Below are 26412 nucleotides of genomic sequence, written 5' to 3' on the forward strand. Positions count from 1 at the left end.
GTCACCGCGTTCCCTGGACCGGCTTCACCGCGTGGCTCGCGGCCGGCGCCGCCGCGGGCTGCTGCGGACGCAGCATGGTGAGGATCTGCGCGGTCGGACCGTCGGCGACGATCTTGCCGGAGTCGAACACCAGGATGCGGTCGACCAGCGACAACAACGAAGGCCGGTGGGTCGAGACGATGATGGACATCTCGCCTTTGGCCAGCGACTTCAGGCGCTCGAGAAATTCGCCCTCGCTGCGGACGTCGAAATGTGCAGTCGGCTCGTCGAGGAATAGCACGCGCGGCTTGCGGATCAGGACGCGCGCCAGCCCGATCGCCTGCTTCTGCCCGCCCGACAGGCTGCGGCCGCCTTCGGCGATCATCATCTCATAGCCCTGCGGGTGGCCGGCGATGAAGGTTTCGACGCCGGCGAGCCGCGCTGCCTCGAGCACCTCCTCATCGGTCGCCGCCGGACGGCCGAGCGTGATGTTGTCGCGCAGCTTGCCGTAGAACAGGTCGGTGTCCTGCAGCACGAAGCCGATGCCGGCGCGCAGATCGGCCGGGTCGTACTGCTGGATGTCGATCCCGTCGATCAGGATGCTGCCTTCGGTCGGCGGATAGAACGCAGTGGCGAGGCGGCCGACGGTGGTCTTGCCCGAGCCGACCCGACCGATGATGCCGATCTTCTCGCCCGGCTTGATATCGAAGGAGACGTTGTCGAGCGCCTTGGTCTGGCTTCCCGGATAGGAGAAGCTGACGTTCTTGAACTGGATGCGGCCCCGGTTGATCTCACGCGCGACGTAGATCTTTTCCGGCGGACGCTCACGGTCCAGGGACATCAGCCGGTCGATCGAGCGCAGCGCCGACGTCGTCTGGGTGAAGCGCGTCATCAGGCCGGCGATGCCGGCGATCGGACCGAGCACGCGACCCGACAGCATGTTGGCCGCCACCAGCGCGCCGACCGAGAGCTTGCCGTCGAGGATCAGGAACACGCCGACCACGACCAGCAGAAGGCTGCAGAACTGGCTGGCGACGCTCGCCGCGGTCATGGCCATCGAGGCCCAGAACTGGACGTCCTCGCTGGAGCGCGCCTGCGCCGCCACCGAGCGCTCCCAGACCGTTTGCACCCGGCTCTCGCCGGCCACCGCGCGGACCGTCTCCATCCCGTTCAGCGATTCCACCAGAATGCCGTGACGCGCGGCGGACTGCGCCTGCATCTGCCGCATCGCGCGTTCGAGCGGCCGCTGGATCAGCAGCCCGACGGCGATCATCACCGGCAGCATCAGCAGCGGAATCCATGCGATGGGACCCGCGATGATGAACAGCACGATGATGAACACGACCGCGAACAGCATGTCGGTCGCCGACACCACGGTGCCGGAGGTGAAGAACTCGCGAACCGAATCAAAGTCTCGCAGCTGGTTGGCGAGGATGCCGACCGACGGCGGCCGCTTGTCCATCTTCAGCGACATCACGTGCTCGAAGATGTTCGCGGCAAGCACCACGTCGATCTTCTTGCCTGTCATGTCGATGATGCGGCTGCGCACCACCTTGAGCAGGAAGTCGAATCCGATGGCGAGGAGAAGGCCGATGCCGAGTGCGACCAATGAGGGGATCGCGCCGTTCGGGATCACGCGGTCGTAGACGCTCATCGTGAACAGCGGCGCGGCCAGCGCCAGGATGTTGACGATGAACGCGGCGATCGCGACATGGCCGTAATTGGCGCCGAAGCGGCTGACCACCGACCAGAACCAGTGGGTCTTCGGCACCTCGCCGGCTGCCGCCACGCGCGGATCGGCGACTGTGGCGGGCCGCACCAGATAGGCGAAGCCGACATATCGCGCCGCGACCGCCTCGAAGCGCTCGATCGCCGGCTGTTCACGACGCGAGGGATCGACGATGGTGAGGCGGCCGGCGGCCTCGTCGATCGTCAGCAGGATGCGCGTGGTGCCGTCGTGAAACATCAGCACGCAAGGCAGCACCAGCGCGGGGATCTCGCTCAGCGGCCGTTCGACCAGTTGCGCCTCGAGCCCGGCCCGCTGCGCGGCGCGCTCGTAGAGCGCGATGCTGAGCACACCGCTGTCGAGCGGCAGTCCGGATAGCAGCGCGCTGCGGCTCAAGGCGCGGCCATGATGAGCTGCGAGGTAAAGCAGACTGTCGCTGAGAGGATCAGTTGCTGCTGCGGCTGCGCTCATCTGCGGCATCACGTGGGCCGTCTCTTCGAGCTCGAACCTTGTCGGACGAATATTCAACGACGCCTCGAAAACCCATCTGGCCCACCGAGCAGCGCGGACCTGCACCCATTGCTTCTTGCTAATAATTTGCCTTAGCCCAATTCTTTGGCTCGCACCTGGCTTTTTCAAGATTTTTACAGGTGCTTCTCGACAATCTCGGCGCAAAGTAAATGCGTATGGTGAAAAGCCGGCGCGACATGCACCGGCTTTGTTAGTCTCACCTATTTCGGCGCGCGCCCGTTGGGGCTCTGAGCGAATCCGCCGTACTTTCCGGACGCGACGAACAGTGTCGTATCCTCAGGATCGCTCGAGGCCCACCGATCGCCAAAGGTAATCGGCGCAGGATGCTTCGGCGTACCAGCATGCAGGCCGAACATCGGCACCGGACCGGCGGAGCTCAGCGGCTGCGGTCCGGGCGCAGGCGCGCTCAGCCGAACAGGCGCCAGGCTATAGCCGATGAAGCCGCTCGGCGTGTCCACCGGCTCGGTCTCCGGAGGATGCCCGGTCTTCAGGTAGTTGAGCATCTGGCCCATCGCGGCGAGCAGCTGATAGTCAGCGAACACAACCACACCGCGCGCCGACACCAGCGACACGTTGGCATTGAAGTACTGGTTCTGCGAGTTCAGGAGATCGATCAGCGTGCGCTGGCCGAGTTCGTATTCCTTGTTGTAGGCGACGAAGGTGCGACGGGCCGCTTCGACATCGCGCACGAGGGCGGCGACGCGATCGGCGGTGATGATCCGGGCCGCCCAGGCCTTGTCGATCGACTCCAGCGCATCGCGCTGCAGCCGAGCGTGCTTCTGCTGCTCCTGGATCATCCGCTGCGCAGCTTCCTCACGGCGCCAGCTGTTCTGACCGCCGTTGAAGATATCCCAGGACGCAACGACCTTGCCGCTGACCTCGTCGTAGCGATTGGTGTAGGTGATCGATTCCTTGCCGGTCGTCGCGCGGCCTTCGAGCGAAAGCGTCGGCAGGAAGGTGCCGGTCGTCGCATCGAAGCCCCGCTTGGCAGCCGTCACATCCGCCGCGGCGGCGCGCAGGGTCGGATTGAACTTGTAGGCGATGTCGAGCGATTCCGCCTTGTCTCTCGGCATGTCGGACAGCCGGCCGGGGAAACGCAGGTTATAGGGCTCGACGCCGACGACCTTGCGGTACTTCGCCCGCGCCACTTCCAGGCTGAGACGGAATTCTTCGAGCACGGCCTGCGCTGCAGCGACCCGCTCCTCGGCCTGCTGGGTGTCGCCCTCGCCGGCCCGGCCGCCCTGGAAACGGGCCAGCACGTTCCTGCGCAGCTCGAGATGAACCTTGAGGTTCTTCTCGGCCAGCGCGACCAGCCTGGAGTAGCGCACCACGTCGACATAGGCCTCGGCGGCATCGAGACCGATCAGCTCGGTTCGCTCCAGCACGCGGTACGCGGCGGCATCGACCCGCGCGGCCTGGCGCCACACTTCATTGATCGAGGAAAAGCCATCGAACAGCAACTGACGGACCACCACGCCGGCCTCGCGGCCGCGCAGGTAGCGGCCATTATTGGCCGGCGCCGGTGAAACATACTGCTTGAGCATCTCGGGCCCGGCGCTCGCATCGAGCCGGACCTGCGGCAGCAGCGTCCCCTGGGACTGGCGAAGCTCGGCTTCGGTGGCCCGCCGGTTGGCGGCGGCCTCCCCGACACCGGGATTGGTCTTCACCGCCTGGTTGATGGCGTCCTGGATGGTGAACGGCTCAGCGCCCAATGCCGGGCTAAAGCTCATTCCCACAACACATATCAAAATCGGTGTATATATGCTCTTGAACATATGGAACCGATAACAAACGTGAGATCAGCTCGCAACGCGACTCGCCACAGTTGCGACGAAAAACCGCCCGGTTGTGGCAGAATAGCTACGCTCCGCCACATTCTTCGAGGCGAAAGATTCAGGATTCTGAAGCAAAATCAATGCGGTGGGAATGACGCGAAGCCGACGCGGTTGATTTAAAGCCAGCTATTTTTTTTTATAAAGAAAATCTCGCGACAGAGAATGTCGCGTTTTCCGTGGTTGCCTCAATATATCGATCGCTTTCGCGGCATTAACTCGGCTGTGGCAGCCGGAATCTCACCCCGCGAGGGTGGACCGGCAACAAGCGATCAATAGCCCACCGTTGCCAAGCCGGCTTGTCCGGAGCCTGGGTTCTGGCGCGTCGTCATGGCAGCCGTGAGCGATTGCCACCGAGGGATCGAGGAACAACCAAGGATACAATGGAGGTCACGATCGACCGTTGGATTTCCGGATCTCGCCATGACCCAGATGCGACCCATTGATTTCGGCGCTCCGTCTGCAGGGAATGCGGCGGCAATGCCCAGGGGGTCCCCGATCCTTGCAAAATCTCATGGAGCTGAGAGGCAGTAAATTGGTGGGGGAGGCAGGACTCGAACCTGCGAAGCCATGAGGCGGCTGATTTACAGTCAGCTCCCTTTGCCACTCGGGACACTCCCCCGTATCGACGGCAATTCGGGCCGGCCGCGGAACAGCAGCGTCGGGACCATCAGCGCCATGGAGACGGTAAGACCGCGGGGCCCGGATGAGTGGGCGCGCGCGGCCGGGGTGGTTATGATCGAACCCGCCCCTCGAAGTCAACCAAGGGACGACGAATTTTCCCGTCTCAGCGGTGCCAAATTGCCAGAATCCGCAGGCCGTGACAGAAGCTCGGGCCATGAGCGAACGCGACCGAAAGCCACCTTTTCGCCGTCCGGGCGGTAAATTCTCCGGCAAACCGCGCGGATTCGAGCGCCCCCAGCCGTGGCGGGAGCGCGGTCAGGACTCGGATGGCCCCGTCATTCTCTATGGCTGGCACACCGTGACCCTGGCGCTGGCCAATCCGAAGCGGAGGATTCGCAAGCTTTACCTGACCGAGAACGCTGCCCGCCGGCTCGCCGACGAGGGGATCGAGACAAGGGTGACGCCCGAGATCGTGCGTCCCAGCCAGATCGACCAGCGGCTCGGCCCGGACGCCGTGCACCAGGGCCTGTTGGCGGAGGCCGATCCCCTGCCCTCGCCGGACATCGACACGCTCGCCGCCGAGGGGCTGATCCTGGTGCTCGACCAGATCACCGACCCGCACAATGTCGGCGCCATCCTGCGCTCGGCCGCGGCGTTCGGCGTGAAGGCCGTCGTCACCACCGGGCGCCACAGCCCCGAGGCCACCGGAGTGCTGGCCAAGTCCGCCTCCGGCGCGCTGGAGCTGGTGCCGATCGTCACGGTGCAGAACCTCGCCCGCGCGCTGACGCGGCTGAACGAACGCGGCTTTCAGACAGTGGGGCTGGACAGCGCGGGCGAGGAGGACATCGCGGCGGTCGCCTTGCGCGAGCCGCTCGCGCTGGTGCTCGGCGCCGAGGGCAAGGGCCTGCGGCAGTTGACGCGCGAGACCTGCAGCGTCGTGGCACGGCTCGACATGCCCGGCGCCATCAAGAGCCTCAACGTCTCCAATGCCGCCGTGCTCGCACTCTATGTCGGCGCGACCCGCATCGGATTGATGCCGAAATGACGAAGCGCCCGCGCGCATGCGGCGCGCGGGCGCTGGCGTGAACGAAGGTGCGGCTGATCAGTAGTAGCGGCGCAGCACGCGCTGGCCGTGATAATAAGGCGAGGCGCCCCAGCGATAGGCGGGGCGGGGCTGGGCATATACCACTTCGGGGGCGACGCGGGTCGCCTCATAAGCATGCCGGCGGTGGTGATAGCGATAGACCGGGAGCGCCTGCTCCTCATAGGCCGGATACGGCGCGAAGGCGCCGGGACCGCTGTAGGTCGGACCTTGGTTGACATAGTAGTACTGCCGCGTCGGCTCGGGCAGCCGCTCATAGCTCGCGCCGCAGGCACCGCAGCCGTGGCCATAGGTGTAGCCGGGCTGATAGAAGTATTGCGGCTGATACGTCACCGTGGGCTGGTAGGTCACGGTCGGCTGATAAGTGACCGTCGGCTGATAGGCGACCTGCGGCGCGCACGGCGTGGCGTAGCCGCACGGCGCGCAGGCGGAGGCGCCGCAGGCGGCGGCCGACGCGCTGCCAGCGACGGCCAGACCGGCAATGGCGACTACTCCTGAAATTATTCCACGCATAACTCTCTCCTGTTGATCTATTTTTGCTTGATTTGACTGTTGATGGTGAGCTGCTCGCTAGCGGCGGTAGGCCGGCGGTGAATTAGAATACCCGCGCGGGCCGCCATCAGGCGGAGCCAGGATGACGGCAGGCGGATACATCGGCACCGCCGGCTCCGGCGGCTGCATCTGCGACTGGGCACCCCATGAGCGCGAATAGCTCTCGGCCGGCTTCGGCAGCTTGCGATCGGCCGGCGGCTCGATCTCCATGCGGCCATAGCCCGGCCTCGCTCCGAGAGTCGGATAGTAATGGCCGACATGGGGCTCGGGCTCGACCGGCCGGCCGCCATAGATCGTCGGCTGCATGTAGTTGCCCCTGCCAAGACCGTACTGGCCTTCGACAACGGCGTAGGACGCATCGATGCCGTTGATGACGACGGGCACGCCGGGCCGCTGCGGAATGACGATCTCGAAGCCTTCGCTGGCGAGCGCGACGGAAGACGCTCCAATCAGAATCACAAGAGCCGTTGTAATACGCATGAATTCACGCCCCGGTTGCCATCCTACCAATACCGCAACGCGCGCCCCGATGGGTTAAACGCGCACATCAATCTGCTGGTAAGACTAACGCGCGAGCCACCATTCCGGGTTAAAGCCCCGCTGGGGTTCGAGCGCGAGGGTTAATGGCTGATCATCAGCCGAGAGCGACAATACTGCCAGCATCAACCCCGCCTGCCCTGTCCGCGAGACTAACAGCCTTCGGGTCGGAGCAAGCCGGACCGCAACCGCTGCTCCGGCCTCGCAAAGCAATGGCCTCATGTCGTTCCAAAACATTCCCGGCGCGGCGGGAACGACGGGACCAGCTTGCGCTTAGCAGGAGGGGCGCAACGACGGAGTATTCCATGACACGATTTGCTATTCTTGGGGCTGCTGTACTCGCAACGGCGCTCGCCGGCCCGGCCATGGCGCGCGACATGCACCACCGGCATATGAACCACCAGCAGGAAGGAATGATGCAGCATCGGCACATGGCCCGCCAGGACGGGGCGATGATGCAGCAGCGCACCGATGCCGGGTGGAGTACCGGATGGAACAACAACGGCTGGGATCGCCGCAACAGCGGCTTCTGGCCGGCTGACGTCGCCGCTGGAGCGGTCGGCACCGCTGCTGGCATCGCAGGCGCAGCCATCGGAACCGCCGGCGCCATCGCCACTGCGCCGTTCCGGACCGCGGATGCCTATGCCTACAGTCCCGGCCCCTCTTACGGCCAACCGAGCTATGATCGCGGCCCGAACGGCTACTATGGCGACTGGAACAGCTACGCGACCCGCAACGGTCTGGTCTGCCGCCCCGGCACCATGTTCAAGGGCAGCGACGGGCTGATGCACATCTGCCAGTAAAGATCGCGCCGGAGCGGCTTCGATGATCGGCTCCGACAGGGGCGGCCCAACGGCCGCCCATTTTGCTGGGTTGATGGGAGAAGCGGCCCTCACGCGGGGAGTAGCCGGACTGCATCAACTCTGGTAGGAACACCGCGCTTCGCGAGACCTCGTCGCAATCTGAGGACGAGATCTTCGCCACCAATGTGCATTCGCCGGCTTAGCTCAGCGGTAGAGCAGCGGTTTTGTAAACCGAAGGTCGGGGGTTCAATCCCCTCAGCCGGCACCAGCTTCCGTGAAGTTGGGATTTGCTGCGGCAATCGCTATCGCCTTAGGCGTCAATTCGCCCTCGTCCTGACCGCTGGCTTGGCGATGCCGGTCGCCGACGGCGGCTTGGGCGCAGTCCACTCTGGATCCGGCAACGGCCCGCCGCCCTCGCCGGTCGCTCCGATGAGTTGGCCGGGCACCTGATCCGTCACCAGCACCCAGCCTTGCGTCGCGCAGAACAGCCCGAGCAGACAGCCCTTGACCGCCAGCATCTTCGGGCCCTCGCGCCAGATCGAGACGGCATAGGTCTTGCCGTCCTCGGCGTTGTAGACCTCGCCGCTGTGACGGCCGTCGGCGTTCAGCTTCAGGCCGAGCAGCATCTGGTGGCCGAGCAGCAGACGGCCGCGCCTGGCCGGATCCGGATTCAGCCGGTCACGGAACGGCTGCCCCTTGGCATCCGCCGTCTCCTTCATCCAGACGATGTAGCCGCAGACGCGATCGGCCATGGCGCCACAACGCTCGATGCGGACGCGGGCGCGGCCGTCCTCGGTCAACCATGTGCCGAGCGGATCGCTGACGGGGGCGGCATGACCGCGGCCCTCCGCCATCGACAGCAGCAGGCTGACGACGATGCGCAGGCCGACGCGCAGAACGAATCTCAATGTCATGTCCAGGGACCCCGTTGTCTCCACGGCCTCGAGCCACGCGCTCGTACGGCGAGATTGACGTCGCCAATGGCTGCCGGACATTTGCCGGTGCCCTCGATACGAAAGCGCGCGAAAGACGGCTGCGCGGCGGGCCGCCTTCTGGGGCCCCGGTCGATTCGTCTGCACTGCCCGCTCATTGGAGCTGCGCGACCAGGGCATCGGCCCCCTTGTCGATCCCGGCTTCTGCGGCCGCGAGCGCGCCGACGCTGGCCTTGATGTCGTAGGGAGAGGGATATTGCTTGCTGACGAAAGCGTTCAGCAGCCGCCCGCTCGCGGCATCGAAGATCTCGGCCGCGTAGAACACCGAGCCGGTCAGCAGCCCCTCGCCGTCGCGGGCGCTTTGCACACCGTTGTAGACGGCGCCGGCGAGATCGAAGCGCGAGGCGGTGCCGAGCACCGGCGTGTTGGCGACGGCGCCGGTCAGGGTAAGCCGCACGCGCAACGTGGCCGGCCCTCGCTGGCTCACGACCCGGAAGCGCGCCGACAGACTTTCCAGGAACCGCGACCGCATGTAGGCGGCGAGCCTCGCCTTGTCCTGCTCGGACATGTCGCCGAACTGGTGATCCCTGCCGCGATAGATCACGACCGGATCGAGCATCACCTTGTCATAGCTGCGCCAGTCCGCGGCAGCCGCGTAGCGGTACGGCACCCGCCCCGAAGGGTCGGCGGAATTCGGCGCCAGATAACGCGCCGAGGCCACCTCGGAATAGGCCACCGGCGTCACCGTATTGCAGCCGGCGCAAAGACCCGCCGCGGCAATCGCCGCAAAGCCGGACACCCGGAGTCGAACCGTCATTCCCTTTCTCCTCACCTGCGCGGCTTGTTGCGAAGCACAACCAGCGCCTAATCAATAAAACCGACCAGACGGTTTGTAAAGAAGCTCGGTGAAGATTGCGTTAATGTCTCGGTGGGATGCGACCCGGCGCCTGCCGAAGAAGCGGCTTTCGAGGCAGATCAGCGGTCGGACGGGACGCGGTGCTCGAACCCCGTCCATTGGCGGTCGTCGAGCAGGCGGGCAAACAGGCGGTCCAGGTCCGGCTGCTCCAGCGGCGAGACGCGCAGCATCGTCATCAACGCAAGCCCACGGGCCGCCGCCCATCTTAGGACCGCGAGATCGGCGTCCTCGGCCTCGCCGCGGATCTCGGCTACTCTCTCGGCATCCTTGGCACGGGCATCGGCCAGCAATCCCGGCTCCTGGGCGAGCGCGCCGAGCATGGCCTGCGCCACCGAATATTGCTGGGCGATCAGCTCCCGCGAGATCGCGATCTGCGTCGCGAGCTCGGGCTGATCAGCCGCTTTGCCGGCTTCAGCCCTGTACCTGCTGGCGAATTCGTCGAAATGCAGGAATTGCTGTTCCAGCAGAGCCTTGAGCACCGCTTCCTTGTTGGGGAACTGGTGCATCAGCCCGCCCTTGCTCAGCCCGCTCTCGCGGGCGATGGCGTCGAGCGTCAGCCGCCCCGGACCATCGCGGGCGATGATGGTAAGGGCGGCGGTGAGCGCGGCCTTGCGCGACCGCTCGGAGCGTGAAGGGTTGTCCATCGAAGACTGCGAAGTGCCCGGGCGGCGCACGAAGGTTGCGAGCAGGAAGATGCCCCGACACCGAGGCGGCTCCGTCATAGGGGCGAGCCACCCTCCTCTGTCAAGAAGAGCTCCGGAAAAAACCGCCGCGCCTCAGGAACCATCTGCGCGGGATTGAATTTCTGCTATCACCTTCCGCGGGTGAGGGACGAAACGAGTTCAGACTGTGGCAACATTGTTGTCACATCTCATCTAGAACTCCTGCTTATCCCCAGAAGTCACTGGTCTTCAACTTGATTTCGTCAGCCGCTTTTGTTGCAATTGAGGCATCGGGGGACAAGCGTCATGACGTGGAAGGAAGAGCGTGATGCACTGATCGCGCAGACCATGGCCTTCGTGCAGTCGGTCACCGGAAAGCCTGCCGACTTCGCCCAGTTCGAGCTGCCTGCCGTTCCAGCCGACACCCCCGCTACGCCGCAGCAGGCTGCGGTCGAGCGACCGACGCATGTCACCTTGGAGCGTGTGCTCGCCGCCCGAGCCGAAATCGGGGCATGGCGCGGCGGCAACGCGCAAGGCGAGATCCCTAGCGCGGTCGCGGAGGCTGCAGGGCCGAGTGCGCCCCACTCCATCGCGTCCGAGGCTTCGTCCGCAGCCCTGAGCCCATCCCCCCCGGAGCGTTTCACCAGCATCGCCTCGCAGCTCGATCTGCAGCGCGACATGCAGGCAGAGATTCGTGCCCGGGTCGCTCGCTTCCGGGCCCACCAGGAGCGCTTCAACCGGGAGCGTCAGGAATATTTCAGCGCGACACTCGCGCGCCTGAAAGCATCGGCCGAACGGAGCGCCCTCCCTGAGGACTAAAGCCGGCCGCGCCAGAGGTGCACAACGGCCGAGAGTGCACAAAAGAACGAATCCCGCAATCGACGCGCCCGCTCACAGCCAGGCGCACAGCAGCGCCACATTGGCGACGAAGGCGAGCAGCAGCCCAAAGGCGAGCGTCAGCTGGATCCGCCCGCAAAAGATGTGGAGATCGGTTCCCATGGGCTTAACCATCTGGCGATTCTAGCCCCGGAGTCCCACGGATTCTTTTTTCAAAAATTTAGGACTCGTTTACGACTCGGCCGCGCCGAAAAAGCCCCTTTCCTGCCCCAGGCGCGCCAGTGTCTCGCTACACGTGCCGTTCATTCTCGGTTCATCCTTCGCTTCTCTGGAGCTGCTTGGAATGCCCTACGCGCTATTTTGCAACGACGCCAAGTTGAGCAAAGCCTATCCGACCGAAGGGGATGTCTGGCGGCTGGCGCGGCAGAGCGGGCTTGTGGTGGACGTGATGATCAATGCGCGATCGACCGCGCATCTGCAGCTCGACAATGATTACGAGATCAGACCCTGCGCCGCCGAGCCCGAGGAAGATCCCTGGCAGAACCGTGCCGAAGCCGAGCAGGAGTTCAACATCCCGTTCGCATCCTGACCGGCTACGGCGGAAGCCCGTCTTGGGTCACACGCGGCAGAAGAGATGCACGCCGTTATGCCCGTCCGCTCCCGCGGACGGCTTGCTTTCATCAAAGATTTTTCGACAGACAGACCCGCGATCAGCGGGCAGCCGGAGCTGCAGCTGGAAGGTCGCCATGAAGCCCGTTCTCAGGGCGTCGCCGTCGCCAGCGATACCGTCTCGGCCGGAAGGGCGACACAGGCGCGCTTGCGGCTGACACCGCGGATCGCACCGGTCACCTTCAGAACCTTGCCCGACGGGCAGGACGCGGTTTGCACCAGCGCCACCTCGTAGGGGGCCAGCATCAACGGTTCGGACTTCAGAACGGTCTGGGCGGAGCACGGCAAAACAGCCGCCGACAACAACAGCACGGACACCAAGATACGCATGTGGGATGATCCATCAAACCAGCGGACTGATAATATCAACTGATGGCGAAAGTTTCACGAAGGTTTGAAAATTTTTTTGCACTGCGTGAGCGATCCCGAAACCATCGACGGCCAACCGCCGGATAGCAATACACCCGCACCAGATGGCGCGGGCGTGTTGGAAGTGAGGCGTGAACCGGTCCCCGCCGGAAGCCGCCGGCCGCGGGCTCGGTGACCGCGCTTAGTACTTGCTGGCGGCCGGTCCGCCCCAGCCGAAGCGGTAGTTCACGCCGACCTTGACCGTGTGCTCGTCGCTGTTGAAGCGGCTGCCCACAACCGGAGCCGGTCCACCCGTGAAGGTCGTATTGCCGAAATTGTAATATTGATACTCGGCCTTGGCCGACCAGTTCGGTGCGAACATGTATTCGAGGCCGGCACCGACGGTGTAGCCATCCTTGGTATTGCCCGACGTGGTGAAGCCCGTCGGCACGCCAGCGACGCTCACCCCGAGATTGTTGCCGTCCCGCCAGGCGTAGCCGCCCTTGGCATAGAGCAAGGCCGGTCCCCAGGTGTAGCCAACACGGCCGGTGACCGAGCCGAGCTGGTTGGCGCCGGTCGAGGTCACGACCGCAGCCCCCGGGAAGCCGAAATTGGTCGTATTGCGATCCATCCAGCTGTACTGGGCTTCGATGCCGAGCACCCAGTTCGGGGCAAACTGGTAGTCGAAGCCGCCCTGCACGCCGCCGAGGAAGCGGCCGTTGTTGCCTTCCAGGCTGCTATTGCCCGCGAAGGCGCCACCAAGGTGACCACCGAGATAGAAGCCGGTCCAGTTGTAGATCGCCTGGGGCGGCGTGTAGACGGGCGCCTTGGTGTAGGTGCGCGGAGGCATGTCGGCGGCGAAAGCCGGGGCAGCCAATGTGGTCAGGGCCACTGCACTGAATAAAAACCGCTTCATGGGACGTCCCCGTTATTCGTCTGCGACATCTATCGAACATCATGGCCGCATTTGGGTTGCCCGGCGGCGGTGACACAGCTGTGATTGCTGCTGCGGTGTCACCAGAGGGCAACAAAGGCCTTTTGTTCCATAGGCTTCCCGAATATTTCGTGAAGCTGACGCCGCGCCCGATATTTGGTCGCCGCGAGGCGGCAAAGCGTTCGGGCCATCCCCGATTTGTGATCGGGCAAGCCGCTTGGCAAGGTGCTGCGACGACGTGGCAGGCGGCCGAAGACGTCGCGGCCTAACGCGTGAGGCCGGCAAGCTCCGGGAATGGCGCGTAGGTCGACCCGGCACAGAGCTCGCCTGCATCCTCGACCAGACGATCGAACCGGCCGTCGACGAACACCGCCGCGCGCTCCTGCGCCGGACGGTAGCTGCCGTCGGACTCGCGCGCCGCATAGCGGAGGCAGCTCACATAGCGCAGCCGGCCACCGACCGTCCGTTGCACCGGCTCCGCCATGACGCCGTCGCGCACCCCGACCGGATTGTTCAGGTAGGTCCTGAGATAGGACAGGATCTCGCTGCGGTGGTTGGCCGGAAACGGCTGGCTGCCGACGCCACGATCGCCGGTGTAGGAGATGCCGCGATTGTCCTCGCTCATGAACGCGGCGGGACCTCCGCTGGCGCACCCCGCCAACAGCAGCGCCAGCGCGGTTGCCGGCCACCAGCTCGTTCTCCCCATCCCCAAGGCGCCCAACTCTTGAAAGCCAATCCCGCGGCCGTTCTAGCTCAAAGCCGGAGGCCGGGAAATCCGTCCCGGCTCACGCCTTCGTCAAGCCGCTGCCGCCGGAGCGCACTGGCGCGCTCCGGCGGTCAACGACCAGATCGGCTCTGCGTGACCTTGGCCGGATCAGCCGCGGCGGGTCGCCGGCGTCACGCGCTTGAAGCTCACCTTGTTGTGATGGCTGAGATGCGCCACGTGGCGATGCTTGTGGCGGACAAGCGAGGCATGCGGCTTGGTCTTCGTCTTGCCGACGGTGGGCTTCATGTCGTTCGCCTTGTCGCCGGCCTGCGTCGCGCCCGGCTTGGTGGCGTCGGTCTTGGCCGCATCGGTCTTGCTCACATCGGTCTTCGCGGTGCCAGTGGTCTGGCTGGACTTCGCGGACGTGTCGGTTTTTGCAGGACCAGCAGCGAACGCGGGCGCAGCCAGGATCGACGCGGCGAGCAGAGCAACAGACATTGACTTCAGCATGGTCGTCTCCGTGATGTGAAGATCTGGAGGCACCATCCAGTCTGGATGGGCTCGTGATCATGGAGGCGACGATAGGGAACCGGCACTGAACCGCCCCTGAAGTAAAGTGGTGTTTTCAGTTCATGGACATGAAGGGATAGTCATCGAGGTGACTGGTCTGTCATCATGTCGTCCGTATAATGAACCGATCGCGGCGCAAAATCCGCGCAAATGGCCGGGAATATTTCGCAGCTGCGGGAGTTCTTCTCCGTACGCAGTCACCTGTTGGATCGACAACTCGGGAGATACGAATGAAAAAGTCTGCGATCAGGATTGCCACGCTGGCTCTGTTCTCGATGGCCGTGGCCTCCGGGCCGCTGCTTCTGTCGAAGGCCTATGCCGCGGGCAGCGATACCCCGTCGTCGCCGCCGGCGTCGGATTCAGGCAAGAAGAAGAAGGACAAGAGCTCGAGCATCGAAGATCCGAAGTTCCTGGCGGCCTATCGCACGGCCTACACCTCGATCTACGATCGCGGCGACTACGCCACCGCGATCCAGCAGCTCAAGGCGCTGAACCGCGAGGACGTCGCCGACGTTGCCAACCTGATCGGCTACTCCTACCGCAAGCTCGGCAACTACCAGGCCTCCAAGCAGTACTACGAGCAGGCCCTGGCGGATGATCCGAACCACGTGCGCACCTGGCAGTATTACGGCCTGTGGCAGCTCGAACAGGGCAACCGCGAGCAGGCCAAGTACCACCTCGACAAGGTGGCGCAGCTCGCCGGCACCGACAGCGCCGAATATCGCTCGCTGGCCGACGCGCTCGAGAAGCAGCCGGGCACCGGCCTCGTCTACTAAGACGCGATCGGACCCGATCCGATCTCAACAGTGGCGCAACCCGAAGGGGTTGCGCCATTTTCTTTGTCCGCTGCCCTTCGTCCGCTATGGATGGGATGTCGTGCAGTCCATTTTCATCACGTCTTTTGAACGGGAGATTGCCTCGTGGAGTCCTGGCTGGGCGCAGCACTCGATTACATCAAGGATTGGCTGGCCTTTCAGGTCGCCGTTTCGGAGCAACCCGGCTGCATCCTTGCGATTGCCCATCGCGGTGAGATCGTCCTGGAGGCGGCCTATGGCCACGCCAATCTCGACAGCGGCGAGAAGCTGACGCCGCGGCACCGCTTCCGTATCGCCTCGCACACCAAGGCGTTCACCGCCGCCGGAATCATGCGCCTGCGCGAGCAGAAGCGGTTGAAGCTGGACGATCCGGTCGGCGGCTACGTCAAGGATTTGCATCCGGATGTCGCCGCAGCAACATTGAACCAGCTGCTGTCGCACACGGCAGGCCTGATCCGCGACGGCAAGGATTCCGGCCAGTTCACCGACGGCCGATCCTATCTCGACAAGGACGAGCTGCTGGCCGAGCTGAAGCAGCCGCCGGCGATCGATCCCAACAGCCGGTTCAAATATTCCAATCATGGCTACGGCCTGCTCGGCCTAGTCATCGAGGCGATCACCGGCGAGCCCTACCCGGCCTGGCTGCAGCGCGAGATCATGACGCCGCTGGCCTTGCGCGAAAGCGCGCCCGACATGACGCTGCTCGGCAAGGGTGTCCCGTTCGCGCGCGGGCATTCGCGCATCGTGCCCGTGGGCCGCCGGGTCGTGATTCCCGGCGACAATCCGACCAACGCGATCATGGCGGCCGCCGGCATCGTCGCGACCGCGGCCGACACCGCTCGCTTCTTCGCCCAGCTTGCCCCGAATGCGAAGAAGAGCCTGCTGTCGGTCGCAAGCCGCCGCGAGATGATCCGCCGCCAATGGCGCGTGCCCCAGGACGTCGAAGAGGCCTATTACGGCCTGGCGCTCATGAGCGGGACAACGGCCGGCTTCGACTGGTTCGGCCATGGCGGCGGCTTCCAGGGCTACATCTCGCGAACGTCGGTCATTCCCGCGCGCGAAATTGCGATCACCGTATTGACCAATGCCGTCGACGGCTGGGCGCCCGGCTGGGCCAACGGCGTCAAGTTCATCCTGCAGGCCTTCGCCACCCATGGCGCGCCGTCGCGCAAGACGCGCGATTGGACCGGCCGCTGGTGGACGCTGTGGGGCGCAGTCGATCTCGTCCCGTTCGGCGAGCAGGTCATGGTCGCCAATCCGGTGTTCATCAACCCGTTCCTCGATGCCGCCCGCATCGAGGTGACCGGACGCGACACCGGGCGCATCGTGCAGGCGGCCGGCTATGCCAGCCATGGCGAGGCGGTCAGGCGCGTGCGCACCAAGTCCGGCGTCAGCGAGATCTGGCTCGCCGCCGCACGGATACGGCCCGAGCGCGTGGTGAAGGCCGAGATGGAGCGGAAGTATCCGAAGGGCCGGCGCAAGAAGGACTCATAGCCCGGGTGTCGCTGCACTCATCGGGCCTCCTCCCTACCCTCCTTCATCAACGCCTCGGCCTCACCGCGGAACGCTTTCCGCGCATCGTCGCGGGAATAGAACATGTGCCCGCCCGGATAGACCACGAGCTTGACCCGCGGCGGTCGCGCGAAGGCCGGCAATTGGTCGAGCAGGATCTTCGAGCCGTAATACGGCGTGGCGAGATCGAACAGGCCGTGGCCGACCAGCAGCTTCAGCTTGGGATCGAGCGCGAGGATCTGCCGGAGCTCGCCGGTGGACTCCGGCGGGCTGATGCTCCGGCCGAAATCCCATGACCGGTTCACGGCCCCGCTCAGCAGCTCGTAGGAGCCGTCGGGGTGCCAGTTCAGCCTGCGCGTCAGCTCGACCGCGGCACTGGTCAGCGGCGCGGTCAGCACATCCCCGGATGGATCGGAGCTGCGCGAGCGACTCGAATCCGGATAGGGATCGATGCCAAGCACCGAGCCGTCATAGCGTCCGGCGATGCGGCCGTTCTTGCGGTCGAACTCGCGGCGAAACTCCGAGACGTCGAACCGGCCGGCCAGCCTGCGGCTGACCGCCTGGTCGATGCCGGTGAGGCTCGCGACCCTGTCGGCGAGCCGGTTGGTCGCTTCCGTATCGGCCTCGCCCTTGACGAGGTCGAGCAGGAAGTCGCCGCTGGCGTAGCGCTCGACGTCGGCAAGATCGGCGCGGGTGACCGGCCCCTTCATCTGCTTCGCGACGGCCGCATAGCTCGGCAGGCTCGCAACATATTGCATCAGGCTTGAGCCGGAATAGTCGCGAAAGTCCATCAGCGGCGACAGCAGGATCAGGCCGCTGATGCCGATGCCCTGGTCATGCTGCAGGTTGTTGACGATCTTCGGACCGCGAATGCCGCCATAGCTCTCGGCCGTGATGAATTTGGGCGATGCGAGACGGTCGTGCTTCTCCAGCCAGCGACGCACCACGAGCGACAGCGAACGCACGTCGCCGTCGACCGAGAAGAACCGTTTGCGCACCTCGTCGCCGGTTGCGACGAAACGGCTGTAGCCGGTCCCGACGGGATCGATGAACACCAGATCGGTAAAGTCGAGCCAGGTGTCTGCATTCGGCATCAGCTCCAGCTTCGACGACGGCGTCACGCTGGCCGCATCGATTCCGATCCGCCACGGACCGGCATTGCCGAGCTGCAGATAGGCGGACGAGGCACCCGGCCCGCCGTTGAAGAAGAAGGTCACCGGGCGGCTGGCGCGATCGGCGCCATCGAGCTGATACGAAGTGTAGGCGATGTCGGCCTGCGGCTCGCTCTTGTCGTCGAACAGGCGGATCGAACCGGCAGTCGCCGTGAACGACAGCGTGCGGCCGGGCAGTTCGAGCTTCTGTGTCGTGGTGGAGTCCGGCGGCAGCTTGTGCTGCTCGGCGGTCGATGCTGAGCCGGGCGGGCTCGCAGCGCGATTGCCGGCCGATCCGGTTCGGTGCGCGCCGGGAGCCGTGGTGTCCTGCGCCGCCGGCGGCGCGTCCTGCGCGTATACGGCTTGGCCGGCGAGCAGCGCCGTCAAGGTCAGGGCCATCACACGGAACCACACGACGGACGATCTCGAACCTGCCATCAACTCACTCCCTGGACGATGGATTGGCGCAACGCGCTACCCTTTATCGCTTGCTTTACAAACGCATGAACCGCGGCTTGGGACCAAGCTCAACCAACTCTTCCGTGATCCAGGTCACATCCGGAGCAGTGCCCGTTCTTCGTAAGGTGTGTTATGGGCTCGAACCTCTCCATCGCCTCCGGCGTCCCACCACTGGGACACCCAGGTTTGGGCCAAGAGGCGCGCCGCCGATTGCGATCACGGAGTTCATCATGAAGTTGCCGACGCTCATCATCGCAGCCCTCACCGGGCTCGCCGGACCGGCCATGATTGGACCGCCGGCGGCCTGGGCCGGTCCGCCGGCGGCGCTGGTCGAGGACGTCCAGGGGGATGTGGCCGGCGCCGAGCTGATGGACTATGTCGCGCCCGGCCAGGTGATCAAGCTCGGCCCGGATGGCGCCGTGGTGATGAGCTACCTCAAATCGTGCCGGCGCGAGACGGTCAACGGCGCCGGCAGTGTCACCGTCGGCCCCGGCGAAAGCACGGTCGACGGCGCGACGCTCAAGAGCGACATCGTCAATTGCGACGCCAGCCATGCGCAGGCCACCTCGCGTGAGACCAGCGAGGTCGCGGCCACGATCGTGCGCAGCGTCGGGCCGGACAGCGCGCCGGTGGCGCAAGCGATCATCTACAGCGCGTCGCCCATCTTCGAGGCCAAAGGGCGCGGCACGCTGATCGTCGAGCGGCTCGACCAGCCCGGCGAGCGCCAGCAGGTCGAGCTCTCAGGCCGGCAGTACAAGGGACGATTCTACGATTTCGCCGGCACCAGCCACCCGCTTACTCCCGGCGGCACCTATGTCGCGAGCTTCAGCAACGCGCGCATCGTGTTCAAGGTCGACGCACAGGCCAAGGCGGGCCCCGGCCCTGCGGTCGGGCGATTGATCCGGTTCAACTGAGACCGAAAGCTCTTGTCGGTGGCGATCGGACGCCGGACGCGCGACGCGGTTGCCGTCATCGCCATTGCGCTGGCGTGCGCGGGCCTGTTCGTGTCGCCGGCCTTCGAGCGCGGCCGCGGCCTGTCGCTGGACGCGCTGACATGGCTGCACTTCGAGACCTTCGGCAACCGCCACGATGCAGCAGCGAGCCCGGCCGTGGTCATCGCGGTCGACGAGGAGAGCTATCAAGCGCCCCCCTTCAAGGGCGCGCCGCTGTTGACCTGGACCGGCGAGATCGGGCGCGTGATGACGGCCGTCCTCGACGGCGGCGCCAAGGTGGTCGGCTTCGACATCGTGTTCCAGACATCGATCGAGCAGTCGGAGATTCCGCTCGGCGACAGCACCCTTGGCGAGAAGACGCGCGGCTTCGATCGCGACTTCCTGCGCGCGCTCGCTGCCGCGGCCGCCGGCGGCAAGGTGGTGCTGGGCGAGATTTTTGCCGAGCCGCCGATCCTGCCCGCGCCCGGCCAGCGCATCGCGGTGCGCCAGCAGCAGAACCTTCGTCCGCTCAACACCTATACCGACAGCGATGATGTCGTCCGCCGCCATCCGTTGACGCTGTCCGTCGATGGCAAGGCAGTTCCGAGCATGGCGCTGGAATTGGCGGGGCGCGCAACCGGCACCGCGCCGGTCATTGCCGCTGATGGCGTCACACTCGGTGAGTACAAGGTGCCCGGCAGCGTGCCGGGCACCATGACCCTGAATTTCGCCGGCGGCGCCCAGGACATCCCGACGTACTCGTTCGCCGATTTGCGCGCCTGCGCGCTCAAGGGCGACAAGGACTATTTCCGCCGCGAGTTCGCCGGCAAGGTCGTCCTGCTTGGCACCGTCGGGATCGAGGATCGGCGGCTCACCTCGAAGCGCTTCGCGACCCGCGCCGAGGGCGCGCGCCGGCCGCGCTGCGTGCTGGACGAGCGCAGGATCACCGAGACGTTCGCCCGCAGTACCATTGCCGGCGTCTACATCCACGCCACGGCGGTGAACAATCTGGTGCGGCAGGACGCGGCCACCGAGCTCGGGCGCCCAGCGATCTTCGCCATCGCCGCAACCATCGCCCTGCTGGCTGCGCTGCTCGCCCGACTGCTGCGCCCCGCCTCCGCAGCGGCCATCCTGGCAGGGCTCGCGCTGCTCTACACCGCGCTCGCCACCGCCCTCTTCGACCATGCCTACGCGCTGCCCTTGGTGGAGCCGCTCGCGGCCGGCGTGCTCGCGCTGGCTGCGACCACCGGCTATCGCTTCATGGTCACCGACAAGGACCGCAGGCTGCTGCAGAAGAGCTTTGCCTATTATCTCGCACCGCACGAGATCGACCGCATGCTGGCCTCGCGCCGGCTGCCGCAGCTCGGCGGCGAGACCCGCGAGGTCACCGTATTCTTCTCCGACATCGAGGGCTTCTCGCGCCTCGCCGAGCAGATGACGCCGGAGCAGCTCATGGCGCTCACCAATGAATATCTCTCGGCCATGACCGACGTCATCGAAAGCCACGACGGCTATGTCGACAAATACATCGGCGACTCCGTGGTCGCCGTGTTCGGCGCTCCGCTCGACGATCCCGACCATGCACGCAGCGCGGCGCGTGCGGCGCTCGACTGCAAGGCGAAGCTCGCCGAGCTCAACCTGATGTCGACGGCATTCCAGGGCATCAAGGTGGCGCAGCGCATCGGCATCAACAGCGGCGCCGCGCTGGTCGGCAATTTCGGCTCACAACGTCGCTTCAACTATTCCGTCATGAGCGACGCCGTGAACGTGGCCTCGCGGCTCGAGGGCGCCAACAAGTTCTACGGCACCACGATCATTGCCTCCGAGAGCACGGTGACGCTCGCCGGAAACGAGTTTGCCTGGCGCGAGCTCGACACCATCCGGGTCAAGGGGCGCGAGCAGTCGTTGAAGATCTACGAGCTGCATGGCCGCGCAGCCGAGCTCACGCCGGAGGAACAGGCTCTCCTCACCGGCTACGCCGCAGGCCTCGCGCATTGGCGCGCCGGCGAACTGCCGCAAGCGGTCGACTGCTTCGCGCGGGGCGCACCGAGCGATCCGCCAAGCCACTTCTTCGCCGAACGAGTGAAAGCAAGCTTGGCGACCGGGTCCTTGGCCTGGGATCCGGTGCGCAGCCTACAGGAAAAGTGACGCCACGATGACTTCCGCGCGTGCGCACACGTCCGGGCCATATCAGCCTCATCCCGGCCCCATTGCCCCGGGATACCGGCCGCGATGGACAAGCACGGGCAAGGTCGGCTAGACGACACGGCGCCTGTCACCGGCCAACCGACCAGCGAGCCCTGCGACGCATGACCACGTCCAAGCGATATGAGCGGATCGCCTTCGTCGCGAGTCCGAGTGCCGAAGCCCAGGCCGCACTGGCGCAGCTCTCCGCGCTGTACGGCAACTCCGATCCGGACCTGGCGGACGTCGTGGTCGCGCTCGGCGGCGATGGCCTGATGCTGCAGACGCTGCACGACCACATGCGCTCGGGAAAGCCGATCTACGGCATGCATCGCGGCACGGTCGGCTTCCTGATGAACGAGTTCAGCACGATCGATCTGCACGGGCGGCTCGAAGCGGCGCAGGAATCGGTAATCCATCCGCTGCTGATGCGGGCGACCGATGCCGCTGGCGTCGTTCACATCCACCACGCCATCAACGAGGTCTACCTGTTTCGCCAGACGGCGCAGACGGCGCGGCTGCGCATCCTGATCGATGAGCGCGAGCGCATGCCGGAGCTGATCGCCGACGGCGTGCTCGTTGCCACGCCCGCAGGCTCCACCGCCTATAACCTCTCGGTGCAGGGCCCGATCCTGCCGATCAACGCCGCGCTGCTGGCGCTGACGCCGATCAGCGCCTTCCGGCCGCGGCGCTGGCGCGGCGCCCTGCTTCCGAACACGGCCTATGTGATCATCGAGGTGCTCGAAGGCGACAAGCGCCCAGTCGCGGCGGTGGCGGATCATGACGAGGTCCGCAACGTCCAGCGAGTCGAGGTGCTCTCGGACAAGACGATCTCTATGCGGATGCTGTTCGACGCCGGCCACAGCCTGGAAGAGCGGATCCTGAGCGAGCAGTTCGGCTACTGACATCGGGCGCTTTTCCGCGCCTTTTTCCTCCTTCGCCGCCCTGGGCAACGCTTTGTTAACCCGCGGCTCCGTATGGTTAATGCGGGTATACCGCCATCACCGGTGATCCTTTCAGGCCGGCCAAATGTACCGCATCGACTTCAACAAGCTGCGCTTTCTCGTCTGCGACGACAATCCGCACATGCGCCGCATCCTGCGCACGCTGCTGCATTCGTTCGGCGCCCGCGAGGTCAACGAGGCCGAGGACGGCGCGACCGCACTCGAGATGTATACTCATTTCTCCCCCGACATCGTCATCACCGACTGGGCGATGCCGATCTTCGACGGGCTCGAGCTCGCGCAGATGATCCGGCAGCCGGAAGCCAAGGGCAACCCCTACGCGCCTATCATCATGCTGACGGGACATTCGGAGAAGCGCCGCGTCACCGTCGCGCGCGATGCCGGCGTGACGGAATTCCTCGCCAAGCCGATCTCGGCGAAGGGACTGTATCAGCGCATCCTCAACGTGGTTGCCAATCCGCGTCCGTTCATCAAGACCAAGACCTACTTCGGTCCGGACCGGCGCCGCAACACCAACACCGCTTATATCGGGCCGGAGCGCCGGATCGGCGGCGAGGCCGAGATCTTCCAGCAACCGTCACTTCTGGATAAGGCGCGCTCCGCGGTTTAGGAGCGCGGCAGTGAGCCCGCGTTAACGCAATCCGGGGATCGACGCCCAGAGCGCCCAGTTCCTCGGCTATGAATCGGGGCAATGAGTCGATTTGCGTTGGTCGGCATCATCAGGGGATATCGAGATGGCGAAAGACAAGGCCCCGGCGATCCAGGTCAAGACCTACACCTCACATCACGTCATCACCCAGCCCAATCCGCTGAAGCAGGTGCTGCGCCGCGCCGAGGAGAAGGATCTCGACGATCCTATCGCGCGCGCGGAAGCCGCGCTTGCCGGGCTATCCGGCGAGTTCAAGTCGTGGATGGACACCGAGGCCGATCGCCTGACGAAGGCTTACGGTGCCGTTCTGAACAATGGCTTCGACGACGACGCCTGCGAGGAAATGTTCCGCGCCGCCCACGACATCAAGGGCGATGCAGCGACCTTCGGCTATCCCGCCGCTGCCGAGGTTGCCGACAGCCTGTGCCGGATCATCGAGCACGCGCCGGATCTCGAAAAGGTCCCCGTCGAGTTGTTCGAGCATCACGTCAACGCCATCCAGGCGATCGTGCATGACCATACGAAGTACCACAGCCCGACCGTCGCTGCCGAATTGAGCCGCCGGCTGCGCCGCGTCGCCGACGACTACCTGCTCCAGGTCAACCGCAACCGGCCGGAGCATCTCGAAGCGATCCTGGCGCCGAGCCTGGTGCCGAGCGATCAGCCGTAATCGGATGGCGATCACGTAGGGTGGGCAAAGCCGCCGCCGCAAAGCGGCGGCAGCGTGCCCACCATGGATCAGCAATCTCTGCGGCAAGTCGGTTGGCACGGCGCCACCGCGCGCTCGAACGTGGCGATATCTGCGACGCGCCTTTGCCCACCCTACGGCAGCGGACGCGCCTCACGCCGCGATCAGTCCGAACTCCAGCCCGGCCACGAAATCCTCCGCCATCACCTCGTCGCAGAACTCGCGGGCCTCGTCGCGGGCGGATTCGGTGGCGAAGCGGCGCAGCAGGATCAGCAACGGCTCGGCGGCATCACGGTCGGTGGCGCAATGGGTGAGCACGCGCTCCACCATCTTGCGGCGCAGGATCGCTGCTCCGCTCAAGGTGTCGGCAAATCCGTTCTCGCGGCAGACTTCGAGCGCGATGCTGAAGGCGTCGAAGGTGGTGTCGGGAATGCCCGCCTTGCGCAGCAGCCCCTGCAGGCTGGCGCGGCCGCGATCGTTGAGCAGCGCCGACACCCGGGCCCGCGGCATGTCGGCGAGCTCCGACAGCGCGATCTCGAACAATTCGACGTTGCCGGAGAGAAGTGCGCGCAGGATCAGGCCCGCGGTGAGTTGCGAGGTTGCACGCAGATGCTGGACCAGCCCGCGCAGCTCCTCGCCGCGCGACCGCGCCGCGATGGTAATGGTCGAGCGGTCGCGCGCCTCATTGGTGATGCGCCCTGCTTTGTCGGCACTGAGCCAATTCCTGGCGACGACGAACTGCGCCAGTGTCTCGGAGAGCTTGTCGACCAGCGCCGCCCGCGTCGCGGCCGGCAGGTCGTCCAGCACCAGCATCGCTTCGCGGATGGCGGCGAGATGGCCGTGGCGCTCGACGATGCGGTCCCAGGAGAACGGCGCTAGCTCGGCATAGGCGTTCTCGATCAGCTCGAGTGCGGCGGCGGCGCTTCCGACTTCGGCGATCGCGGCGCAGACCGGCGCCGGCAGGCCGACGCGCCGCGCGATCGCGCATTGTGTGTCGGAGTTGCCGGTCGCGACGATGTCGACGAGGTCGGCATCGATCAGCAGCGGCGAATGTTCGAGGATGATGGCGGCGACAGAAGCCTGGTCCGTGGCGAGCGCCTGGACGATGGCGGCCGGCGCCTCCTCCGAGCGGGCGAACACCTCCGCCATGGCCTGACGCACCAACGGCGACGGATCGTCCAGCAGCATGAGGAGCGCGCCCTCCGCGGCGCCGCGATCCTCATCGCAGAGATCCGACAACAACCACGCCCGCGCGAGCGCCCTGGTGGCCTCTGCCCGCTCACCGGCGGGTGCGGTTCTGACCCAACTGAGAAACTGCCGAACGATCATGGTCTTTCCGGCTTACGCAACTTGCAGACAAAGGCCACGAGGGCCTCAACAGCACCGAAAATAAACCACGACGCTTAACAAAGCGTTCACCATAAGTAGCTGGTTTTGTTGATGTTTTGTTAAGGAGGTAAATCAAAACTATATTATGCTACCTCTGAATGTCTCATTTGGCCGTAATCCAACGGGCGAAATGCGGCCGCCGCCGGCAGCGCAAGCCGTGGCGGGAGGTCGAAAATCGTTCTTTTTGATCAATGGTTCAGCGACGAGTGCGGACCGCCTTAGCCGGCACATCAGCCCGAAAAGGTGCCGTGGGGATCGCTGAACAGGTCGAGTCTGCGCTGGCCATTGCCGCCGCCATCGTTACCGCCGCCCTCCGGCGAGGCCGCGCTAGCGACCGATGAGCGGCCCCACAATTCGCGGACGGTCGGCGAGACCGCCTGGCTCGACTGGCCGTCAACCTGGAATAGCGAGCGAAACATCGGGTCCGCCGGCCGGGTGGCGGCCGATGCGTCGGCCGTCGTCGAAGATGCGGCTTGCGACGAGCCGCGCGCATCCGGAAACATCGACAGGAAGGTGGCGGTGTCGGTCGTCGGCAGCGCGCCGCCGCCGGCCGCATTGGCCGCGACGTTCGCCGATGCCCCTCCATAAAGGGCGAGCGCCCCGCGCGTCGCCGAGGAGTTGGCGGCGCCGGCATAGCGCGTGTTCAGCACCGCATAAACCTGGGACACGCTGCGGGCTTGTCCGTCGCGATCGTAGAAGATCGGCCGGTTGGCCGCGGCGGCGCTGGGAAACATCCGCGCGGCCGACGCATTCGGCGTCTCCTGGGTGCTGGTGATCAGCTTCGCGGCGCCGCCGACACCCATGAAGTGCGCCATGTAGAGCTCGGCATCGGTCGGCCGACGGCCGATCTTGCCGGCGAGCTGGAAACTGTTCGATTGCGTGAGCGCAGCGGCCATCGCGGACGACGCCTGCGGGTCGTCGCGCAGCTTCATGATCGCCTGCCGCATTCCGGGATCGCTGACCGTGTAGTCGCCCGACGATGTCCGGGTGATCGCGTCGGCATATTGGCCATAGCCGAGATCGGAGCCGGCTTCCTTCACGGTGCCGAGCCAGGTCTGGTCGATGAACTGGTAGAGCCCGCGCGCTGATGACGTCGAGGCGCCGGCGGTCGGATTGAAGTCCGACTCCATCTTGGCGGTCGACAACAGATATTCGAAGCTGGTGCCGACGCTGTCCGCGGCCTGCTTGATTGCGCCGGCGACCTTCGCCCGGACGCCATCGAGGAAACCGGTGGACGAGGAGTTGGATGCGTCGACCGACATGGGAAGACCCGCTGTTTGCAGATTCGCTGGCAGACGAACGCGCCGGAAACGTCCGGCAAAATGCGGCGGGTATGGTTAATGGCGGGTTAATTCGCAGGGCCCGACCGGGCCAATGAACGACCGGGCACGTCAGGACGCAGGTCGCT

Annotated in this window: 26 protein-coding genes and 2 tRNA genes; 12 read left to right on the forward strand and 16 right to left on the reverse strand. The window is 65.4% G+C overall.

Annotated features, from left to right (window positions below; all coding sequences use genetic code 11):
* Nucleotide 1: 1 nt before the first annotated feature.
* The 3 genes from QX051_RS15205 to QX051_RS15215 form a co-directional block, all read right to left on the reverse strand.
* Nucleotides 2-2185 (reverse strand): type I secretion system permease/ATPase, encoded by a 2184-nt coding sequence (locus tag QX051_RS15205; protein ID WP_315776786.1) that lies wholly within the window; start codon nt 2183-2185, stop codon nt 2-4.
* Between the two features lie 251 nt (nt 2186-2436).
* Entirely contained in the window at nt 2437-3966 is a 1530-nt protein-coding gene (locus tag QX051_RS15210) for a TolC family outer membrane protein (RefSeq protein ID WP_315776663.1), read from the reverse strand.
* A gap of 638 nt (nt 3967-4604) precedes the next feature.
* Nucleotides 4605-4690: transfer RNA gene (locus QX051_RS15215), tRNA-Tyr, on the reverse strand.
* 216 nt (nt 4691-4906) lie between these two features.
* On the opposite strand from QX051_RS15215, the gene rlmB reads away from it, so the two are divergent.
* Nucleotides 4907-5737, forward strand: a complete 831-nt coding sequence (gene rlmB, locus QX051_RS15220; protein WP_315737540.1) for a 23S rRNA (guanosine(2251)-2'-O)-methyltransferase RlmB — start codon at nt 4907-4909, stop codon at nt 5735-5737.
* A gap of 57 nt (nt 5738-5794) precedes the next feature.
* Here the strand turns inward: rlmB and QX051_RS15225 are convergent, their stop codons facing one another.
* Both QX051_RS15225 and QX051_RS15230 read right to left on the reverse strand, forming a co-directional pair.
* Nucleotides 5795-6307, reverse strand: a complete 513-nt coding sequence (locus QX051_RS15225) for a hypothetical protein (RefSeq protein ID WP_315771125.1) — start codon at nt 6305-6307, stop codon at nt 5795-5797.
* Between the two features lie 57 nt (nt 6308-6364).
* Nucleotides 6365-6826 carry a hypothetical protein gene (locus QX051_RS15230; RefSeq protein WP_315737538.1) on the reverse strand — a complete coding sequence of 154 codons (462 nt, stop codon included), beginning with the start codon at nt 6824-6826 and terminating at the stop codon, nt 6365-6367.
* Between the two features lie 362 nt (nt 6827-7188).
* Here QX051_RS15230 and QX051_RS15235 point away from each other — a divergent pair, with 362 nt between their 5' ends.
* Nucleotides 7189-7686, forward strand: coding sequence for a hypothetical protein (locus tag QX051_RS15235; RefSeq protein WP_315737537.1), 498 nt, complete (start codon nt 7189-7191; stop codon nt 7684-7686).
* Between the two features lie 193 nt (nt 7687-7879).
* Nucleotides 7880-7954: transfer RNA gene (locus QX051_RS15240), tRNA-Thr, on the forward strand.
* Between the two features lie 49 nt (nt 7955-8003).
* Here QX051_RS15240 and QX051_RS15245 read toward each other — a convergent pair.
* The 3 genes from QX051_RS15245 to QX051_RS15255 all read right to left on the reverse strand — a co-directional run bounded on the left by QX051_RS15245 (nt 8004) and on the right by QX051_RS15255 (nt 10208).
* A complete protein-coding gene (locus QX051_RS15245) occupies nt 8004-8600 on the reverse strand; it encodes a DUF2147 domain-containing protein (protein WP_315737536.1) in 597 nt (198 codons plus the stop codon).
* A gap of 172 nt (nt 8601-8772) precedes the next feature.
* Entirely contained in the window at nt 8773-9435 is a 663-nt protein-coding gene (locus QX051_RS15250; RefSeq protein WP_315737535.1) for a DUF3313 domain-containing protein, read from the reverse strand.
* A gap of 158 nt (nt 9436-9593) precedes the next feature.
* Entirely contained in the window at nt 9594-10208 is a 615-nt protein-coding gene (locus tag QX051_RS15255) for a TetR/AcrR family transcriptional regulator (RefSeq protein ID WP_315771117.1), read from the reverse strand.
* Between the two features lie 294 nt (nt 10209-10502).
* Here QX051_RS15255 and QX051_RS15260 point away from each other — a divergent pair, with 294 nt between their 5' ends.
* Nucleotides 10503-11015, forward strand: coding sequence for a hypothetical protein (locus QX051_RS15260; RefSeq protein ID WP_315776664.1), 513 nt, complete (start codon nt 10503-10505; stop codon nt 11013-11015).
* Nucleotides 11016-11087: 72 nt separating this feature from the next.
* On the opposite strand, the gene QX051_RS15265 is transcribed toward QX051_RS15260, so the two are convergent.
* Nucleotides 11088-11195 (reverse strand): hypothetical protein, encoded by a 108-nt coding sequence (locus tag QX051_RS15265; protein ID WP_041750859.1) that lies wholly within the window; start codon nt 11193-11195, stop codon nt 11088-11090.
* Between the two features lie 181 nt (nt 11196-11376).
* Between QX051_RS15265 and QX051_RS15270 the strand changes: the two genes are divergently transcribed.
* Nucleotides 11377-11622 (forward strand): hypothetical protein, encoded by a 246-nt coding sequence (locus QX051_RS15270; protein ID WP_315714645.1) that lies wholly within the window; start codon nt 11377-11379, stop codon nt 11620-11622.
* 170 nt (nt 11623-11792) lie between these two features.
* Here the strand turns inward: QX051_RS15270 and QX051_RS15275 are convergent, their stop codons facing one another.
* From QX051_RS15275 to QX051_RS15290, 4 genes are all read right to left on the reverse strand, one after another.
* Nucleotides 11793-12032, reverse strand: a complete 240-nt coding sequence (locus QX051_RS15275) for a DUF6719 family protein (RefSeq protein WP_315737532.1) — start codon at nt 12030-12032, stop codon at nt 11793-11795.
* Between the two features lie 220 nt (nt 12033-12252).
* Nucleotides 12253-12966 (reverse strand): porin family protein, encoded by a 714-nt coding sequence (locus QX051_RS15280; protein ID WP_315776665.1) that lies wholly within the window; start codon nt 12964-12966, stop codon nt 12253-12255.
* A 283-nt stretch (nt 12967-13249) separates the two neighbouring features.
* Nucleotides 13250-13696: a hypothetical protein gene (locus QX051_RS15285; protein ID WP_315776666.1), complete on the reverse strand. Its 447-nt coding sequence runs from the start codon at nt 13694-13696 to the stop codon at nt 13250-13252.
* Nucleotides 13697-13858: 162 nt separating this feature from the next.
* Nucleotides 13859-14200, reverse strand: a complete 342-nt coding sequence (locus QX051_RS15290) for a hypothetical protein (RefSeq protein WP_315776667.1) — start codon at nt 14198-14200, stop codon at nt 13859-13861.
* 290 nt (nt 14201-14490) lie between these two features.
* On the opposite strand from QX051_RS15290, the gene QX051_RS15295 reads away from it, so the two are divergent.
* On the forward strand, nt 14491-15036 hold the full coding sequence (locus QX051_RS15295; RefSeq protein WP_315776668.1) for a tetratricopeptide repeat protein: 546 nt from the start codon (nt 14491-14493) through the stop codon (nt 15034-15036).
* Between the two features lie 144 nt (nt 15037-15180).
* Nucleotides 15181-16569 carry a serine hydrolase domain-containing protein gene (locus QX051_RS15300; protein ID WP_315776669.1) on the forward strand — a complete coding sequence of 463 codons (1389 nt, stop codon included), beginning with the start codon at nt 15181-15183 and terminating at the stop codon, nt 16567-16569.
* A gap of 17 nt (nt 16570-16586) precedes the next feature.
* On the opposite strand, the gene QX051_RS15305 is transcribed toward QX051_RS15300, so the two are convergent.
* Nucleotides 16587-18176, reverse strand: a complete 1590-nt coding sequence (locus QX051_RS15305; RefSeq protein ID WP_315776670.1) for a S10 family serine carboxypeptidase-like protein — start codon at nt 18174-18176, stop codon at nt 16587-16589.
* Nucleotides 18177-18427: 251 nt separating this feature from the next.
* Here QX051_RS15305 and QX051_RS15310 point away from each other — a divergent pair, with 251 nt between their 5' ends.
* From QX051_RS15310 to QX051_RS15330, 5 genes are all read left to right on the forward strand, one after another.
* The gene (locus tag QX051_RS15310; RefSeq protein WP_315776671.1) at nt 18428-19111 is read left to right on the forward strand and encodes a hypothetical protein; all 684 of its coding nucleotides are present in this window, start codon (nt 18428-18430) and stop codon (nt 19109-19111) included.
* Between the two features lie 18 nt (nt 19112-19129).
* Nucleotides 19130-21277: an adenylate/guanylate cyclase domain-containing protein gene (locus tag QX051_RS15315; protein WP_315776672.1), complete on the forward strand. Its 2148-nt coding sequence runs from the start codon at nt 19130-19132 to the stop codon at nt 21275-21277.
* A gap of 161 nt (nt 21278-21438) precedes the next feature.
* Nucleotides 21439-22218: an NAD kinase gene (locus tag QX051_RS15320; RefSeq protein ID WP_315776673.1), complete on the forward strand. Its 780-nt coding sequence runs from the start codon at nt 21439-21441 to the stop codon at nt 22216-22218.
* A gap of 124 nt (nt 22219-22342) precedes the next feature.
* Nucleotides 22343-22888: a response regulator gene (locus QX051_RS15325; protein ID WP_172107934.1), complete on the forward strand. Its 546-nt coding sequence runs from the start codon at nt 22343-22345 to the stop codon at nt 22886-22888.
* Nucleotides 22889-23012: 124 nt separating this feature from the next.
* Entirely contained in the window at nt 23013-23597 is a 585-nt protein-coding gene (locus tag QX051_RS15330; protein ID WP_315776674.1) for an Hpt domain-containing protein, read from the forward strand.
* Nucleotides 23598-23768: 171 nt separating this feature from the next.
* Here QX051_RS15330 and QX051_RS15335 read toward each other — a convergent pair whose 3' ends face one another.
* Both QX051_RS15335 and QX051_RS15340 read right to left on the reverse strand, forming a co-directional pair.
* The gene (locus QX051_RS15335) at nt 23769-24944 is read right to left on the reverse strand and encodes a DUF2336 domain-containing protein (RefSeq protein ID WP_315776675.1); all 1176 of its coding nucleotides are present in this window, start codon (nt 24942-24944) and stop codon (nt 23769-23771) included.
* 290 nt (nt 24945-25234) lie between these two features.
* Nucleotides 25235-26266, reverse strand: coding sequence for a lytic transglycosylase domain-containing protein (locus QX051_RS15340; RefSeq protein ID WP_315776676.1), 1032 nt, complete (start codon nt 26264-26266; stop codon nt 25235-25237).
* Nucleotides 26267-26412: the final 146 nt, after the last annotated feature.

This window comes from Bradyrhizobium sp. SZCCHNR1053 (genome assembly GCF_032381235.1).
Lineage (GTDB): Bacteria > Pseudomonadota > Alphaproteobacteria > Rhizobiales > Xanthobacteraceae > Bradyrhizobium.